Origin of the sequence: Xanthomonas sp. LMG 8993 (assembly GCF_009835065.2) — a bacterium.
In the GTDB taxonomy this organism is placed as follows: Bacteria; Pseudomonadota; Gammaproteobacteria; order Xanthomonadales; family Xanthomonadaceae; genus Xanthomonas; species Xanthomonas arboricola.
In genome coordinates this window covers 19,226-35,013 of sequence record NZ_QVIF02000012.1, presented here as the reverse complement: position 1 = coordinate 35,013, position 15,788 = coordinate 19,226, and the positions used below count along the sequence as shown (strand labels likewise).

15 protein-coding genes are annotated in these 15,788 nt (G+C 65.6%); 10 read left to right on the top strand and 5 right to left on the bottom strand.

The genetic code is table 11. The features are described from left to right. Positions 1-807, bottom strand: coding sequence for an N-acetylmuramoyl-L-alanine amidase (locus tag DYQ94_RS18395; RefSeq protein ID WP_160955063.1), 807 nt, complete (start codon positions 805-807; stop codon positions 1-3). Between the two features lie 301 nt (positions 808-1,108). Between DYQ94_RS18395 and DYQ94_RS18390 the strand changes: the two genes are divergently transcribed. From DYQ94_RS18390 to DYQ94_RS18365, 6 genes are all read left to right on the top strand, one after another. Next, positions 1,109-2,521 carry an SH3 domain-containing protein gene (locus DYQ94_RS18390; RefSeq protein ID WP_160955064.1) on the top strand — a complete coding sequence of 471 codons (1,413 nt, stop codon included), beginning with the start codon at positions 1,109-1,111 and terminating at the stop codon, positions 2,519-2,521. Further along, the gene (locus DYQ94_RS18385) at positions 2,518-3,615 is read left to right on the top strand and encodes a dipeptide epimerase (protein ID WP_104593652.1); all 1,098 of its coding nucleotides are present in this window, start codon (positions 2,518-2,520) and stop codon (positions 3,613-3,615) included. The genes DYQ94_RS18390 and DYQ94_RS18385 overlap by 4 nt, the downstream gene beginning before the upstream one ends. Before the next feature lie 493 nt (positions 3,616-4,108). Beyond that, on the top strand, positions 4,109-4,885 hold the full coding sequence (locus DYQ94_RS18380; RefSeq protein WP_126966505.1) for a L,D-transpeptidase family protein: 777 nt from the start codon (positions 4,109-4,111) through the stop codon (positions 4,883-4,885). Beyond that, positions 4,882-6,189 (top strand): APC family permease, encoded by a 1,308-nt coding sequence (locus DYQ94_RS18375; protein WP_024938862.1) that lies wholly within the window; start codon positions 4,882-4,884, stop codon positions 6,187-6,189. Before DYQ94_RS18380 ends, DYQ94_RS18375 begins: the two co-directional genes overlap by 4 nt. Positions 6,190-6,277: 88 nt before the next feature. Then, the gene (locus DYQ94_RS18370) at positions 6,278-6,775 is read left to right on the top strand and encodes a hypothetical protein (RefSeq protein WP_016902823.1); all 498 of its coding nucleotides are present in this window, start codon (positions 6,278-6,280) and stop codon (positions 6,773-6,775) included. A 171-nt stretch (positions 6,776-6,946) separates the two neighbouring features. Continuing rightward, entirely contained in the window at positions 6,947-7,279 is a 333-nt protein-coding gene (locus tag DYQ94_RS18365) for a hypothetical protein (protein ID WP_102256994.1), read from the top strand. A 55-nt stretch (positions 7,280-7,334) separates the two neighbouring features. Here the strand turns inward: DYQ94_RS18365 and yiaA are convergent, their stop codons facing one another. Continuing rightward, positions 7,335-7,772 (bottom strand): inner membrane protein YiaA, encoded by a 438-nt coding sequence (gene yiaA / locus DYQ94_RS18360; protein WP_046344757.1) that lies wholly within the window; start codon positions 7,770-7,772, stop codon positions 7,335-7,337. Between the two features lie 170 nt (positions 7,773-7,942). On the opposite strand from yiaA, the gene DYQ94_RS18355 reads away from it, so the two are divergent. Beyond that, positions 7,943-9,121, top strand: coding sequence for a PQQ-dependent sugar dehydrogenase (locus tag DYQ94_RS18355; RefSeq protein WP_126966504.1), 1,179 nt, complete (start codon positions 7,943-7,945; stop codon positions 9,119-9,121). A gap of 293 nt (positions 9,122-9,414) precedes the next feature. On the opposite strand, the gene DYQ94_RS18350 is transcribed toward DYQ94_RS18355, so the two are convergent. From DYQ94_RS18350 to tsaD, 3 genes are all read right to left on the bottom strand, one after another. Next, complete coding sequence (locus tag DYQ94_RS18350) at positions 9,415-11,586, bottom strand: glycoside hydrolase family 3 N-terminal domain-containing protein (protein ID WP_024938858.1); 2,172 nt, start codon at positions 11,584-11,586, stop codon at positions 9,415-9,417. Positions 11,587-11,818: 232 nt separating this feature from the next. Beyond that, on the bottom strand, positions 11,819-12,175 hold the full coding sequence (gene folB / locus DYQ94_RS18345; RefSeq protein ID WP_126966503.1) for a dihydroneopterin aldolase: 357 nt from the start codon (positions 12,173-12,175) through the stop codon (positions 11,819-11,821). A 74-nt stretch (positions 12,176-12,249) separates the two neighbouring features. Continuing rightward, entirely contained in the window at positions 12,250-13,314 is a 1,065-nt protein-coding gene (tsaD, locus tag DYQ94_RS18340) for a tRNA (adenosine(37)-N6)-threonylcarbamoyltransferase complex transferase subunit TsaD (protein ID WP_160955065.1), read from the bottom strand. Positions 13,315-13,594: 280 nt separating this feature from the next. Between tsaD and rpsU the strand changes: the two genes are divergently transcribed. The 3 genes from rpsU (at position 13,595) to DYQ94_RS18325 (ending at position 15,709) form a co-directional block, all read left to right on the top strand. After that, a complete protein-coding gene (gene rpsU / locus DYQ94_RS18335) occupies positions 13,595-13,810 on the top strand; it encodes a 30S ribosomal protein S21 (protein WP_002808376.1) in 216 nt (71 codons plus the stop codon). Positions 13,811-14,063: 253 nt separating this feature from the next. Beyond that, positions 14,064-14,510: a GatB/YqeY domain-containing protein gene (locus tag DYQ94_RS18330; protein WP_065032992.1), complete on the top strand. Its 447-nt coding sequence runs from the start codon at positions 14,064-14,066 to the stop codon at positions 14,508-14,510. Positions 14,511-14,758: 248 nt separating this feature from the next. After that, positions 14,759-15,709 carry a YihY/virulence factor BrkB family protein gene (locus DYQ94_RS18325; protein ID WP_065032993.1) on the top strand — a complete coding sequence of 317 codons (951 nt, stop codon included), beginning with the start codon at positions 14,759-14,761 and terminating at the stop codon, positions 15,707-15,709. Positions 15,710-15,788 lie beyond the last annotated feature (79 nt).

Here is a 15,788-nt window from a genome sequence, read left to right as displayed (position 1 = left end):
TTATGAGCCTTCGCTCTCAAGCTGCTTGGCAGTAACTGGCACGCTGAGTGGTCGCAGCGGCCCGGTCAACGCATGCAGGATGCGCAAATCCTCGGCATCCAGCGTGCGGGCGTCGCTGCCGCGGTAGTGATGATGAAATGCCTGCAGCGTCGCAGCGGGATCGTCGAGGCTGTAGCCGAGCAGGGCCAGCGCCTGCCAGGGATCGAAGCCTGCCGGCGCGGCGGGGGCATCGGCGGCAGGCCAGCGGCCGAAGCCGGCGTCGGCCAGGCGCTTCCACGGAAACAGCGGGCCGGGATCGTTCTTGCGGGTCGGGGCCACGTCTTCATGCCCGACGATCTGCGTGCGCGGAATGCGCAGGCGGGTGCACAGGTCGTCCAGCAGCACCAGCAGGCTGTCGATCTGGGCGGGCGCGAACGGCTCGCTGCCGTCGTTGTCCAGTTCGATGCCGATCGAGGCGGAATTGATGTCGGTGATGGTGCCCCAGCGCCCGGCGCCGCCATGCCAGGCGCGCTGGTCGTCGCTGACCAGTTGATAGCGCGCGCCATCCTCGCCGATCAGATAGTGCGCACTGACCCGGCCGCCGCTATTGCGCCCGCGCAGCGTGCCCAGGCTCTGCGGCACCGATTGCTGGTCGGTGAAGTGCAGCACGATCAGGATCGGCCGCCGCGCGTCGTAGTTGGGCGAGGGCACCCACTGGGCCAGCGGGTTGCGCTGCGGCGCATGCGCGCACGCCCCCAGTGACAGCACCACCAGGCACAGCGCGGCACGGAGCCAGGGCAATGGCGACAGCGTGGGAGCAGATGACACCGGATTCTCCTGGCAAAACGGCAAGGGCTTGCGCTGTACCAGCACCCTGATGGGCCGCGCAGGCGATGTACCCATTATCTGCCGTGCGAACGATGGCATGCAGCATGCGGCTGCGGCCAGTGGCAGACAGACTGCGAGTGTGCAGAGACCGACAGACCTTGCAGCGCCGCTGCGCCATGCGACACGTACCCGTGATAATGCGCATGCGTACACTAAAGGCCGGCGCAGGTCCGCGCGCCTGCGGTCGTGATTCCCTGTAAAAAGCCTCGCCAGTCGCTGTATCCCATCAAGAGCCCTCTTCATGCCACTGTCGCGCCGCCTGCTGACGTTGTTGCTGCTGGTCATCGGACTGTCCTGGGATGCCGCTGCGGCAACGCCTGCCAACCCGATATCGCACACGGCACCGTTTGCGGCCAGCGATGCGCAGCTGACCGCCGACTACTGGATCCAGCGCACTGACAACGCGCAGACGCTGCGTATGACTGCCGCACAGATCGCCGGCTTCAATGCGCGTTTGCTGCGTGACGATCGCTCCATGCACGACCTGTCGCAGCTGGCCGAAGTGCTGCCGGCGGCCGAGGTGCGCGCGCGCATCGAAGCGCTGTCGGCCATGCCGACGCGTGCGCTGTACGACAGCGAAGCTCGCAGCATCGATGCCTCCCGCCTTGCGACGCTGCGCCACGCCCTGGCACTGGATGCACTGCCTGCGCAGGTCACGCCACGGTTTGCACTGGTGGTGCAGCGCGCGGCACTGCGCACCTTCCCCACCGCGCAACGCGTGTTCAGCACCACCGACGACCACGATATCGACCGCTTCCAGGAATCGGCGCTCTACCCCGGTACACCGGTGGCGGTGCTGCATACCAGCGCCGATGGTGCATGGCACTTTGTGCTGGCAGCCAACTATGCGGCCTGGATCGCCGCCGACCGGATTGCCGTGGGCACGCGTGAGGAAGTGCTGGACTATGCACAACGCCGCCCACGACTGGTGGTCACCGGCGCACGCGTGCAAAGCGCCTACACCCCGGAGGTACCCGCCATCTCCGCACTGGCGCTGGACATGGGCACCAGCGTGCCACTGCTTGGCGACTGGCCGCCGCAGCAACCGGTCAACGGGCAGTTGCCGCAGGCCGCCCATGTCGTGCAGCTGCCGCTGCGCAACAGTGATGGTCGCTTGCAGCTGGTGCCGGCACTGATCCCACGCGGCGCCGACGTGCGCGTGGGCCCGTTGCCGGCCACGCCTGCAGCGTTGTTGCAGCAGGCGTTCAAATTTCTTGGCGAACGCTATGGCTGGGGCAACGATTACGATGCGCGCGACTGCAGCGGTTTCGTGCTGGATGTGTATCGCAGCCTGGGCATCGCATTGCCGCGCAATACCGGCGATCAGGCACGCAGCCCTGCGCTGCTGGGCGTTCCGTTCCAGGCGCAGGCCGCACTGCCGCAGCGCCTGCAACAACTCGCCCGGCTGCAGGTCGGCGACCTGATCTTCATCCCTGGTCATGTGATGCTGGTGGTCGGACACGAGCGCGGTGCGCCATGGGTGATCCATGACGTGGCCGGCGCCAGTTATCGCGACGCAGCCGGCAACGTGCAGCGCGCGCGCTTGAACGGTGTGTCGGTGACGCCGCTGCTGCCACTGCTCGCCAGCGACGGCACACCGTTCGTCGACCACATCACCCGCATCCAACGCATCGCACCGATTGGCTTTCCATGAAGATCACTGGCTTCCGCCTCGGCATGCTGCGCGTGCCATTGAAAACCCCGTTCAAGACGGCAGTACGTACCGTGCAGGCGATCGAGGATGTGGTGGTGCTGCTGCAGACCGACAGCGGCCACATCGGCTATGGCGCAGCGCCGGCCACCGCCCCGATCACCGGCGATACGCACGGCTCCATCATCGCTGCGATCCAGCATTGCATCGGGCCGACGTTGATCGGCCAGGACGTGGCCGATCTCAACCGGCTATGCGCGCTGGTGCAACACGCGCTGGAGCGCAACACCAGTGCCAAGGCGGCGGTGGAGATCGCGCTCTACGACCTCTGGGCGCAGGCCCTGGGCACCCCGCTCTACCGGGCGCTCGGCGGTGGCATGCCGCGCATCACCACCGACATCACCATCAGCGTCGATAGCATCGACGTGATGGTGGCGCAGGCGCAATCCGCGCTTGCGCGCGGCTATCGGTCACTGAAGATCAAGGTCGGCAAGGACAGCGGCTCGGACCTCGAGCGGATCACCGCGATACATGCCGCTGTCGCTGGCCGCGCATCGCTGCGCCTGGATGCCAACCAGGGCTGGACGCCCAAACAGGCAGTACGCACCATGCGTACGCTGGAACACACCGGCATCGTGATGGAACTGGTGGAGCAGCCGGTCAAGGCCGCGGACATCGACGGGCTGGCGTTTGTCACCGCGCGGATCGACACGCCGGTGATGGCAGACGAAAGCGTGTTCTCGCCGGTCCAGGTGATCGACCTCATCCAGCGCCGTGCCGCCGATATCGTCAACATCAAACTGATGAAGACCGGCGGGCTATCCAACGCAATCCGCATTGCCGATATCGCTGGCCTGTACGGCGTGCCCTGCATGATCGGCTGCATGATCGAATCCAGCATCAGCGTGGCTGCTGCAGTGCATCTGGCGGTGGCCAAGGCCGGCAGCATCACCCTGGCGGATCTGGATGCGCCCGCGCTCGGGCAGTTCGATCCTACCGAGGGCGGCGTGCACTTCGACGATGCCCAGATCCATATCGACGACTCGCCCGGCCTGGGCATCCGCCGCATCCACGGGCTGGAGCTCCTGCCGGCTTAAAACGTCAGTAGGGTCTCCAGGCCGCATTGGTCCAGGCGCGATGCCTCACCACTTCTGCACACGCAGTCACCCCGACAGCGAACGTCGTGCATTGCTTGCACCATGCACACCGATCATCTCGACAGGTCCTTGCCCGCTCACGGTCGCGGGGACCTTACGCGGCATGGATGCCGCGTAAGCGCCTACAAGGATGTACTTGCGGCGTGTCCTGCGATGGTGGGCGGGCAAGGGCCCTGCAACCATGCCCCAGATCAGCCGCTCTGCAGCCAGCCAGCCACAGAGGCCAACTCTCCCAGAACAACAAAACACACTCGAAGCCCGGCCAAGCAGTCGCACAAACCAGGCGCGCGCATGCGACACACGGCCACATTGCTGAGTACAGTAGCGACATGATGGTGTGCCCAACGCGGCACCAAAGCAGCGTACTGTCTCCGTCAACCATGTATCGCCCCCAGACTCGTCCCCCGCTCGACCCATTCCCCCCGGAGCCTGCATGCGCCTTGCCACCTTGTTTCGATCCGCTGTGCTGTTGGCGCTGGCGAGCTGCGGCAGCGTTGCCGTCGCTGCCGGGCCGATCGATGCCCTGAATCAAGCGCGCGCATTGATCGTGGTGACCACGCCGGACTGGGACAGCACCCAGGCGCGCCTGCAGACATTCACCCGTGTGGACGGTCACTGGCAACCGGCAGCACCGGGCTTCGCGGTCGCGCTCGGGCGGCATGGCAGTGCCTGGGGCGATGGCCTGCATCCGGCGCAGGCGCAAGGCCCGCAGAAGCGCGAAGGCGACGGCCGCAGCCCGGCCGGTGTATTCGCGATCGGCCCGGCCTTCGGCTATGCCCAGCAGATCGACAGCGCCATGCCATACCAGGCGATGCGCGCCACCCACTACTGCATGGATGTGCCGAGTTCGCCGCTGTACAACCGCATCGTCGATGCCGCGCAGGTCGGTGAGGCCGCAGTGGCCGGGTCGACCGAACCGATGCGCCTGGACCTGCAACATCCCGGCGATGCGCGTTACAGCGAGGGCTTCGTGATCGCCCACAATCCTGACGCGGTTCCCGGGCGCGGCAGCTGCATCTTCGCGCACCTGTGGCGCACGCCGGGCCAGTTCACCGCCGGCTGCACCGCGATGGCGCCGGCCGATATGCAACGCCTGCTGGCCTGGTTGAAGCCAGACGACAAACCGCTGTTCGTGCTGTTGCCACGTGCCGAATATGCACGCCTGCAAGCCCACTGGCAGTTGCCCGAATTGAAGGAGGCGGCACGATGACCACCCCGGCTCCTGCACCCGATTCCACTGGCCTGGTCCGCGTGGTCAGCCGCTGGCAGATCGTCGGCTTGTCGATCAACGATGTCATCGGCAGCGGCATCTATCTGCTGCCCGCGGCCACCGCGGCACTGCTGGGGCCGATGAGCCTGTGGGCGGTGATGCTGGCCGGTCTGGCGGTGGCGTTGCTGGTGTTGTGCTACGCGCAGGCGGCCAGCTATTTCGACACGCCGGGCGGCAGTTACCTGTACACGCGTGAGGCGTTCGGCCCGTTTGTCGGCTTTCAGATCGGCTGGATGATCTGGCTCACGCGCATCAGTTCGGCAGCGGCATTGAGCAACGGCCTGGCCGATGCGGTGGCGCGGTTCTGGCCGACCGTGGCGACCGATCACTGGGCACGCTTGCTGGTGGTCGTCGGTTCCCTGGGTCTGCTCACCGCCATCAACGTGATCGGCGTGAAATCGGCTGCGCGTACCGGCATCGCGCTGGTGATCGGCAAGCTGGTGCCGTTGCTGCTGTTCGTGGCCATCGGTCTGTTCTACGTGGACTGGTCGTGGGCCTTTGCCGGCACCACGCCGGATCTGCGCGACCTGGGCAATCTGGGCGAAGCGGCCTTGCTGCTGCTGTTTGCCTATGCAGGCTTTGAAAACATTCCTGCGGCCGCTGGCGAATACCGCAACCCACGCCGCGACGTGCCGTTTGCGCTGATCACCATGATCGTCACCGTCACCTTGATCTACGCCGCGGTCCAGGTCGTCGCGCAGGGCACGCTGCCCAATCTTGCCGCCTCGCCCACGCCATTGGCCGATGCCGCAAGCCGTTTCGGTGGCGAAGCGCTGGCGCTGATCCTCACCGTGGGTGCCACCATTTCCATTCTCGGCACCACCAGCAATACGGTCATGCTCGGGCCGCGGTTTCTGTTCGCGCTGGCACAGGATGGCTACGGCCCCGCATTCCTGGCACGTGTGCATCCGCGCTTCCACACCCCGGCTGCGGCGGTGCTGACCCAGGGCGTGCTGTCGCTGGCGCTGGCGGTGTCCGGCTCGTTTACGCAGCTGGCATTGCTGTCGATGGTCACGCGGCTGTTTGCCTACATCGGCACTGCTGCGGCAGTGATCGTGCTGGCGCGTCGCTACCGGCAACGCACCGACACCTTGCGCCTGCCTGGCGGACCGGCCATTCCCATCGCAGCGCTGCTGCTGTCGCTGGGCCTGCTAGCCAGCGCCAGCTGGCAGAACCTGGCGGCCGCCGGGGTGGCATTGCTGGTGGGCTGGCTGATTTACCTGTTTCCGCGCAAGTCTGCTTAGCGGTTTTCGCAGGACGCTCGCACAATGATCACGCACGACTAACCGTGCCCGTCCAACGCTGCAGTTCTCACCTGCATGGGAGCTTGCGATGAAACTGCGCCGTGTCTACAGCACGCCCGATATCGAAAGTGCGCAACGCGTCATGCAGGCCGCACGCAGCGCCGGCATCGACAACGATGCGCTGTCCTTGATTGCCCGTTCGGATATCGAGCTGGAAGGTATTCCCGATGAACGCAAGGATGCCAAGACGGATTTTCTCCCTGCTGCCGCGCGCGGCGCCGCCACCGGGGGCGCTGCGGGCTTGGTCGCCGGACTGGTTGCCATCGCCGTGCCTCCGATCGGCCTCACCATCGCCGGCGCCGGCGTCATGGCACTGGCAGGTGCCCTGGTCGGCACCTGGTCGTCTGCACTGATCGGCGCCACCGTCCCCGATCCGGTCCGCCGCCAATTCGAGGACGAAATCCAGGCAGGGCGCGTCCTGGTCATCATCGACGCCGACGAGCCCTCGCTGCAGCATGCCGAAGCCAGCCTGCGTGCCGCCGGTGCCACGCCACTACCATACGAAGCTGCATCGGCAGCGACGTGACGCGCGCCGACCACCGGCTGAATCGTTGGGCGCGGCGCACCGTGTCGCGCAAGGGCGCGCCAGAGAGCGTCACCAAGTGCAGCATGCCTTGATGCCCTCCTCACCTGTCCTGGCAACGGATTTAACACCTGCCCGCCTAGGTTAGGGCGCACATTCAACACGGAGACGAGCATGAACGTGCCGTATCAGATTCCGGGCCGCGCACCGGACGAAGACCGCAGCCAGAACGTGTCCAATTATTGGCGCGAGCGCTTCACCGAAGAACCGTATTACACCGAAGGTGACCGCTACGAAGATTACGAGGGCGCCTATCTCGCAGGACACCAAGCGCGCATCCGCGAAAACGCCCGCGCCTACGATCAGGTGGAAGCGGAATTGCACCGCGAGTGGGAAGCCAACCGAGGTACCGATGGCCTGAGCTGGAGCAAGGCCCGTCACGCCGTCAAGCGTGCCTGGGAAAATGCAACAGACTTCGTGACTGGCGACAACAAGTCCAAGCCCTGAAGACAGCAACGCCACCGTCGAGGTGGCGTTGTTGTATCAATCTGTCTGTAGTGCATCAGTCCAGCGGCGGCGGTACTGCGCGTGAGTAATGCGATGCGTTGGCGACATCCATCGCATCGCGGGTGTTCTTTTGCACCGCAACTGCGCCGAACAGGCTCAATGCGTAGGCCATCGCGTAGAAACCTTTCTCGCTCAGCAATAAAGTCGCGTTGATCAAGCCGATTGCCAGTAGCAGCAGCGCGATGACCAGCGAAAACCAACAGATCGCGTAGTACAGGCCCGTCACCGGAATTCCATCTGCGCGGTCACGCACACTCTTCTGCAACGACACCGATGCGAACAGGCCAAACAACAGCAGCGTGAAGTAATAGCCTTTTTCGTTGAGCATCATCTGCGCGTTCCACAGCCCGACCAGGTAGGCAATGCCGCCCAGCAGCAATGCAGCCCAGGATGCGGCGATAAAAGCAGGTGACGTTTTTTGCGTGGCAGCCATGGAAACTCCTTTTCATGGTGAAGCGGTAATGTGGGACGCACACGTCTCACAAAGAAAGTGATCTACGACAAGGCGGCCTTGAAGGCGTCGTGTAAGGTACTTTAAAACCCGACGCAGGACACGTTGCGGGAGGGCTGCAACGTCACTGCGCCCATTCCCTGGAGGACCTCATGTCTGTCCGACGTCTGCTTGCCCTGGCCTGCTCGGCCAGCTTGTTCACCGCCGCCACCGCATGTGCCGCGCCTGCCGTCGCGCCGGCGGCCGCCATTCCCAAGGCGCAGTGGCCGTTCCAGGCCACCACCGTTGCCGATTTCGACGAACCCTGGGCAATGACCTTCCTGCCTGACGGCAGCCTGTTGGTCAGCGAAAAACGTGGCGCATTGATGCGGCTGGACCTGAAGACCAACCGCAAGAGCGCCATTACCGGCATTCCGGCGGTGGCGTACGGCGGACAGGGCGGTTTTGGCGATGTCCTGGCGCATCCGCGCTTTGCCAAAAATGGCCTGGTCTATGTCAGCTACGCCGAACCGGGACAGGGCGATACACGCGGCGCAGCGGTGGCACGCGCCAAGCTCACGCTGGATGCCAGCGGCAGCGGCACGCTGTCGGACCTGAAGGTGATCTGGCGCCAGGATCCCAAGGTCACCGGCAACGGCCACTTCGGCCACCGGCTCGCGTTCGGGCCGGACGGCAAGCTGTGGATCAGTTCCAGCGAACGCCAGAAGTTCACCCCCGCCCAGGACATGCAAGCCAATCTCGGCAAGCTGATCCGTCTCAACGATGACGGCAGCGTGCCGGCCGACAACCCGTTCGCTGCGCAGGGCGGCGTTGCCGCGCAGGTGTGGTCGCTGGGTCACCGCAATATTCTCGGCCTGGCCTTTGACGGCAAGGGGCGCCTGTGGGAACACGAGATGGGCCCGCTCGGCGGCGATGAGTTGAACCTGATCCAGCGCGGCGCCAACTACGGTTACCCGATCGTCTCCAACGGCGACAACTACGACGGCACCCCGATCCCGGATCACAACACCCGCCCAGAATTTGCCGCGCCCAAGATCAGCTGGACACCGGTGATCTCGCCAGCCGGCTTTGTGATCTACAGCGGCAAGCAGTTCCCGGCGTGGCGCGGCAACGGCTTTATCGGCGGCTTGTCGTCGATGTCGCTGGTGCAGGTCTCGCTCGGCGATCAGCCGCGCGAGGTGGCCCGCTACGACATGGGCGCGCGCATTCGCGAAGTGGAACAGGGTCCGGACGGCGCGCTGTGGTTGCTGGAAGACGAAGCCAGCGGCAGCACCGGGCGCCTGCTCAAGCTGACGCCCAAGAGCAAGGCAGCAGTCGAGAACGAGGCATAACTCCGCAAGATCGCGCCCAGGGGAGTCGTGCCACCGCCACGCGTCGAATGCGTGCTGGCGGTGGCCACGATTTTCGCGGCGAAGCCGCGTTCGATCCGGTGCGGTGCATGGCGCGACACGCGCAGATGCGAGCAACCCCGTGGTCCCACATCGACCAGGCACGCGCCTACATCTTCTCTGACCCGATGACGGCGCGCCCTTGGGCCACGTCCGCCACCGTCATCTCAAATTCCGCGTAGCAGCCGCACTCCGCTGCGTATCGCGTGAGTGCGCCCTACCACGCCTGCGGGTGTTTAGGCCTCCAGCAACTCGAACGTCACCGCCTCGCCACTCTTGGCCGAGGCGCACACCCACACATCGAACACGCCCGGCTCGGCGCCAAACACATTCTTGTGGTTGGTAAAGGCCAGTGCGTCACGGGTCAGGGTGAACACCACGTCCGTACTTTCGCCAGGCTGCAACAACACCTTGCGGAAACCCTTGAGTTCGCGCACCGGGCGCACCCGGCTGGCCACGCGATCGTGCACATATAGCTGCACCACTTCTTCGCCGGCCACGCGACCGGTATTGGTGACGCGCGTGGTGATGGTCAGGGTCTGGTCCCAGCCCAGCTGCGCACTGCTCAGCTGCGGCTGCGCATACGCAAAGGTGGTGTAGCTCAAGCCGTGGCCAAACGGATACAACGGCTCGTTGGGCATCTCGCGCCAGCGCGCCTTGTACTCGGACAGCGTCGGCAGTTCAGGGCGGCCGGTGCGCAGATGGTTGTAGAAATACGGCTGTTGCCCGGTCACCTGCGGAAAGCTGATCGGCAGACGCGCGGAGGGGTTGTAGTCGCCGAACAACACGTCGGCCACGCCGGTACCGGTCTGCGTGCCCAGGTACCAGGTCACTGCGATCGCATCGGCATCGCGCACCGCACCGCTCAGGGCCAGCGCGCGGCCATTGCGCAGCAGCACCACCATCGGCGTGCCGGTGGCGGCGATGGCTTCGGCCAATGCCTGCTGCGCCGGCGGCAACACGATCTCGGTGCGCGACTGCGCTTCGCCACTGAAGCGCTGCGGCTCGCCCAGCGCCAGCACCACCACGTCGGCGGCCTGCGCCGCATCGATGGCGGCGGAAATACCGCCCGGGAGCGCGTCTTCCAGGCCACAGCCCGGCACCACCGTCAGATGCTCGCTGTCGACCACCGCGCGCACACCCTGCTCCAGGGTCACGTAGCGCTGCTTGTCGCCGAACAGTGTCCAGCACCCCTCGATGTTCTCGCGGTCCTGCACGAACGGCCCGATCAACGCGATGTGCTGCCCGCTTTTCTTCAGCGGCAACACCTCGCCCTGGTTCTTCAACAACACGATCGAACGCCGCGCCGCATCGCGCGACAACGCATCGTGCGCGGGCAGATGCGCGGTGTCGGCTTCGCGTGCCGGATCCAGCGAACGGTACGGGTTGTCGAACAACCCGATCGCCTCCTTGAGCTGCAGCATGCGGCGCACGCTGGCATCCAGCGTGGCCATCGGCACCTCGCCGCTTTCCACCAGCGACGGCAGATGCGCGGCATAGAAGCCGCTCTGCATGCTCAGATCCAGGCCGGCCAGGAACGCCTTCTTGGTCGCATCGCGCTCATCGGCGGCATAGCCGTGCGCAATCAATTCCATGTCGGCGGTGTAGTCGGAAATCACCACGCCGGGGAACTGCCATTCGCCGCGCAGGATCTCGGTCAGCAATTCGTGGTTGGCACTGGCCGGCACGCCGTTGATGTCGTTGAACGAAGACATCACGGTCAGTGCGCCGGCATCGAAGGCGGCCTTGAACGGCGGCAGGTGCACATCGCGCAGCGTCTGCGGCGCGATGTCCACGGTGTTGTATTCCATGCCCGCAGCCACGGCGCCGTAGGCGGCGAAGTGCTTGGGCGTGGCCAGCAGGCAATCGTCGGCCTTCAGATCGCTGCCCTGGAAGCCGCGTACGCGGGCGGCGGCAAACGCCGCGCCCAGCACCACGTCTTCGCCGGCGCCTTCCGCGCCACGGCCCCAGCGCTGATCGCGCGCGATATCCACGGCCGGTGCGTAGGTCCAGTGCAGGCCGGCGGCGGTCGCCTCGATCGCGGTGGCGCGCGCGGTGCGCTCGGCCAGCTCGGGCTCGAAGCTGGCCGCCTCGCCCAGCGGGATCGGGAACACCGTGCGCATGCCGTGGATCACGTCCGCCGCCAGGATCACCGGGATGCCCAGGCGGCTTTCTTCCACCGCCACCTTCTGGATCTGCACGCCCAGCGCGGCGCCGACGCCATTGAACAACGAGCCGACCCGGCCTGCGCGCACCTGCTGCAGCACCTCGTCGGCGTTGAGCACATTGGCTTCGGGATTCACGTCCGGCGCGAACGGCCGCACCATGTCGGCGAACACACCCAACTGTCCGACCTTCTCTTCGACGGTCATCTGGGCAATCAGGGTTTCGATACGATCAGCAGCCATGAGATCCTTGAGAAAACGTTTACATGGCCGTCAATTCTAGCCTGAGGCGACCGCGAGGGGGCAAGTGCCGGGATTTGGAATTCGGGATTCGGGATTTGTCGGGTCCGGTTGAACCGCGCCTTGGGGCTGGGGATCGTTGGCGTGGTCGTAGATCTCGGTCCGGTGCCACCTAGGTTTTCCGGGGCGCGGCCAAGGATCGGAGCTCGCTGAGCGAGCCCGCGGCCGGTGGCCGTCAGCGGGCCCGCTCGCGCTCGATGATCACTCCCACCGCCTGCGCGCCGCGCACCGCACCGGGCTTGCTCAGCTTCAACCGCAGCCAGTGCACGCCGAACTCGTCCAGCACGATCGCCGCGCAGCGCTCGGCCAGGGTCTCCACCAACCCGAAGTCCGAGGCCTGCACGAATTCGATCAGCCGCTTGCTCACCGCCTTGTAGTTCAGGGTATCGGCGATGTCGTCGCTGGTGGCCGGAATGCGGTTGTCGAAGCCCATCTCCAGATCGAACCGCAGCGTCTGGCGGATGCGCCGCTCCCAGTCGTAGATGCCGATCAGCGCATCGATTTCCAGGCCTTCGATAAAAACTTTGTCCATTGGGAGCCGTGATTAGGGATTCGGGAGTGGGGATTGGCAAGAGCGCGACAGACAGCAGGTAGAGGGACTAGCTTCTACGAATCTCCAATCCCCACTCCCGAATCCCGCGCCGCCGCCAGCGGCGGCAGCGCAGCCATATCCCAACGCGGCGTCACATGCACTGCCGCGTCGGCGCGCTCGCCGGCCTCCAGCCGCAGCGCGCCGGCGAAGGCGATCATCGCGCCGTTATCGGTGCACAGGGCCGGCCGCGGGAAGCACACCCGGCCGCCGCGCCGCTGCGCCGCGTCCTGCAGGCGTGCGCGCAGGCGCTTGTTGGCGCCCACGCCGCCGGCCACCACCAGGGTGTTGCAGTCGGCCGCATCCAGCGCGCGCAGGCATTTGATCGCCAGCGTCTCCACCACCGCATCCTCGAACCCGCGCGCGATGTCCGCCCGCGTGGTGTCGGACTGGTCGCTGCCGCGCCAGGCCAGCAGCACCTGGGTCTTGAGCCCGCTGAAACTGAAATCCAGCCCGGGCCGGTCGGTCATCGGCCGCGCGAACTTGTAGCGCCCCGGAGTGCCGGTTTCAGCCAGCGCCGCCAGTTGCGGCCCGCCCGGATACGGCAGGCCCATCATCTTGGCGGTCTTGTCGAAAGCCTCGCCGGCCGCATCGTCCAGCGTCTCGCCAAGCACCTCGTACTCGCCCAGCGCCTTCACCGATACCAGCTGGGTGTGGCCGCCGGAGACCAGCAGCGCCACGAACGGCGGCTGCGGCGGGTCGTCTTCCATCAGCGGCGCCAGCAGATGGCCTTCCATGTGATGCACGCCGATCGCCGGCACATCCAGCGCCCAGGCCAGCGACCGCGCCACACCGGCACCAACAAGGAGTGCGCCGACCAGGCCCGGGCCGGCGGTATAGGCCACCCCATCGAGTTCGTCGATCCGCAATCCGGCCTCGTCCAGGGTCTGGCGGATCAGCGGCAGCAGCTTGCGCACATGGTCGCGACTGGCCAGCTCCGGCACCACGCCGCCGTATTCGGCATGCAGCGCGATCTGGCTGTAGACCGCGTGGGCCCGCAGCGCCGGCACGCCCGACAGTGCGGTGTCGTAGACCGCCACGCCGGTCTCATCGCACGATGATTCGATCCCAAGAACTTTCACGGCAACTCGGCAGGCAGGGACATGCGGGCTATTTTCGCAGCTTTTACCCTGCGCAGATCGGCCAGGGGCGATCTGCTGCGCGGCCATGTCATCGCCACCGGATCACCCGCAAGCGCAGGCTTTATCAGGCTTGCTCGCGCAGATGCTGCAGGGGGCTTGCAGGTCGTTGGCAAGTCGTTATAATGCGCGGCTCGCCGGGGCAACCCGGAAATTCCGTCACGCGAGTCCGCTCGCACCCGCCCGGGGCTCCCGGACGGAAATCCCATTATCTGGAGAACCCATGCCCAGCGTTAAAGTCCGCGAGAACGAGCCCTTCGAATTTGCGCTCCGTCGTTTCAAGCGCACCTGCGAAAAGGCCGGCGTGCTGGCCGAAACCCGCAAGCGCGAGTTCTATGAAAAGCCGACCCAGGAGCGCAAGCGTAAGGCTGCCGCTGCTGTGAAGCGTCAGTTGCGTCGTTCCTCGCGCGACGTCACCAAGCGCCAGCGCTTGTACTGATCGAACGCGGTTCCTTGCCGACGGGCATGCGCTGAAGGCGCGGCCCATCGGAGTGGAACCCAAGAGCCGGCACGCGCAAGCGTCGCCGGCTTTTTGTATTGGTCCGATGCCAGGCGACCGCTGCGTTCTGCGCTGCAGAGCCGGCCGGCGTCGCTGCCATGACCCGCGCCTGTCAGGCCGACTTCCTGCCGATGCACTGCGCCCGTCGTGGCGCATCGGCACATCTGCAACACGCACTCCCAGGAGTTACACCATGCCCCTCAAGCAACAGCTCACCGATGACATGAAAGCCGCCATGAAGTCCGGCGACAAGCACAGCCTGGGCGTGATCCGGCTGATCAATGCCGCGATCAAGCAGAAGGAAGTGGACGAGCGCGTCGAGATGGACGATGCCGCCGTGATCGCCGTGCTCGACAAGATGGTCAAGCAGCGCAAGGACTCGGTCACCCAGTACGAAGCTGCCGCACGCGACGACCTGGCGCAGGTCGAGCGCGAGGAGATCGTGGTGATCGAGCGCTACCTGCCGGCCAAGATGGGCGAAGCAGAGATCGTCGCCGCCATCCAGGCAGCCATCGCGCAGACCGGTGCCAGCAGCCCGGCCGACATCGGCAAGCTGATGGGCGCACTCAAGCCCAAGCTGGCCGGTCAGGCCGACATGGGCCTGGTCTCGACGCTGGTCAAGCAGCATCTGGCAGGCTGAGTCTTCGCCTGCACAGTGCCCTGTGCCCGATGGCCAGGGCACTGCAGCGAGCCGCCCGAGTGCGGCTGGCTGCAGCGCCGTTTCAATATCAGCACACGCGCAACATCCAGCGCCCGCTTTCACCCGCTCTTTGAACATGCCCTGTTAGAACACCTTCGCCAGCACAGGTCCGGGTGAAGCATTCCGCATGCCGGCTTCGCCTTACGACGCCTGCGCACACAACGGTATGCCCAAGGATTCTCCCGCCGGTGACGAAGCTCTCAACCGAACACCTGCAGAAACATCTGAGCCGCCTGCAGCGCAGCCTGCCGATGGCACTGCTCAATCGCTTTCTCGAGATCGACGTGATGACGCAGGCCGCGTCGCTGTCGTTCTACGCCTTGCTGTCGCTGGCACCGCTGCTGGTGCTGCTGCTGTGGCTGACCGCATCGCTGTATCCGCCCGCACAGGAAGCGCTGGTGCAGCAGATCGCGCAACTGGCCGGTGGCAGCGCGGCGGAAGTGGCCGACACGGTGATCCGCAACGCCACCGATCAACCCGGCGTAGGCTCGTTGGCCGGACTGTGGAGCACGTTGCTGTTGTTCATCGGCGCCACGGCGGTATTTGCGCAGTTGCAGAACGCCCTGAACCTGATCTTCCGCACCGACAAGCAGCGCCTGGAAGGCCTGATGGCGTGGCTGAAGAAGCGCGTGTTCTCGTTCGGCGTGATCCTGGCCCTGGGCTTCTTGTTGATCGTGTCGATGATTGCCACCACCGCGTTGCAGGTGGTGTTTGCACGGCTGCCATCAGTGCTGCCGGCGATCGGCTACGTCACCACCCTGGCGCTGTATTCGCTCGCCTTCGCTTTCCTGTATCGCTATCTGCCCGATCGTACCGTCAACTGGCGGCAGGCCTTTGTCGGCGGCGTGATCACTGCATTGTTGTTCGCACTGGGCCGCTACTGCATTGGCCTGTACATCGCCAAGGCCGCGCCTGGCAGCGCGTATGGTTCGATGGGCACCTTGGTCATCCTGCTGGTGTGGATGTACTACGCCTCGGTGGTGTTCTTCGTCGGCGCCCTGCTGACTGCGGTGATCGACGAGCGCGTACGCTCGCATCGCAAGCTGCGCGAGGCCGGGGTGGATACGGACAACCTGCCGCCGGTCGCCGCCGAACCAGACGCCACGCTGCAGCCGCCGGAAGCACCGACGCGCAGTTGATTGCGCATGCTGCGCCTGGCGCCGCGCGTACCCAGGCGGCATCCAGCGCTTTGCTGAGGACCCTCGCTCACTGAAATCG

Bases quoted from the DNA above. Each gene is read 5' to 3' on its own strand.
- DYQ94_RS18390 (WP_160955064.1), top strand. From the start codon at position 1,109: ATGCCACTGTCGCGCCGCCTGCTGACGTTGTTGCTGCTGGTCATCGGA.
- DYQ94_RS18385 (WP_104593652.1), top strand. From the start codon at position 2,518: ATGAAGATCACTGGCTTCCGCCTCGGCATGCTGCGCGTGCCATTGAAA.
- DYQ94_RS18380 (WP_126966505.1), top strand. From the start codon at position 4,109: ATGCGCCTTGCCACCTTGTTTCGATCCGCTGTGCTGTTGGCGCTGGCG.
- DYQ94_RS18375 (WP_024938862.1), top strand. From the start codon at position 4,882: ATGACCACCCCGGCTCCTGCACCCGATTCCACTGGCCTGGTCCGCGTG.
- DYQ94_RS18370 (WP_016902823.1), top strand. From the start codon at position 6,278: ATGAAACTGCGCCGTGTCTACAGCACGCCCGATATCGAAAGTGCGCAA.
- DYQ94_RS18365 (WP_102256994.1), top strand. From the start codon at position 6,947: ATGAACGTGCCGTATCAGATTCCGGGCCGCGCACCGGACGAAGACCGC.
- yiaA (WP_046344757.1), bottom strand. From the start codon at position 7,772: ATGGCTGCCACGCAAAAAACGTCACCTGCTTTTATCGCCGCATCCTGG.
- DYQ94_RS18355 (WP_126966504.1), top strand. From the start codon at position 7,943: ATGTCTGTCCGACGTCTGCTTGCCCTGGCCTGCTCGGCCAGCTTGTTC.
- DYQ94_RS18350 (WP_024938858.1), bottom strand. From the start codon at position 11,586: ATGGCTGCTGATCGTATCGAAACCCTGATTGCCCAGATGACCGTCGAA.
- folB (WP_126966503.1), bottom strand. From the start codon at position 12,175: ATGGACAAAGTTTTTATCGAAGGCCTGGAAATCGATGCGCTGATCGGC.
- rpsU (WP_002808376.1), top strand. From the start codon at position 13,595: ATGCCCAGCGTTAAAGTCCGCGAGAACGAGCCCTTCGAATTTGCGCTC.
- DYQ94_RS18330 (WP_065032992.1), top strand. From the start codon at position 14,064: ATGCCCCTCAAGCAACAGCTCACCGATGACATGAAAGCCGCCATGAAG.